The following is a 296-nucleotide window of genomic DNA, read 5'->3' as shown; positions in this document are numbered from 1 at the left end:
TGACGCTGTGCTTCTCGCGTCACCAGTACGTCGAGTTCGTCTGGGATCAGACGGTAGCGACCTGGCTGGGCTGCCACCGGCGGGCCTTCGAGTGGTTCGCGGCGGTACCCGAGCGGATCATCATCGACAACGCCAGGTGCGCGATCACCAAGGCGTGTGTGCATGATCTGCAGGTCCAGCGTTCCTACGCCGACGCGGCCTGTGGCTACGGTTTCCGCATCGATGCCTGTCCGCCGCATGATCCGCAGAAGAAGGGCATCGTCGAGTCGGGGGTCAAATACCTGAAGGGCAACTTC

Annotated in this window: 1 pseudogene; it reads left to right on the top strand. The window is 62.8% G+C overall.

Going from position 1 to position 296, the window contains the following annotated elements:
- A pseudogene (locus GPA25_RS23770) lies at positions 1-296 on the top strand (DDE-type integrase/transposase/recombinase); the annotation flags it as partial.

Origin of the sequence: Aromatoleum diolicum, from assembly GCF_012910955.1 — a bacterium.
GTDB classification, from domain to species: domain Bacteria; phylum Pseudomonadota; class Gammaproteobacteria; order Burkholderiales; family Rhodocyclaceae; genus Aromatoleum; species Aromatoleum diolicum.
Note: the sequence above shows the minus strand (reverse complement) of the source record. Positions and strands in the feature narration are given on the sequence as shown.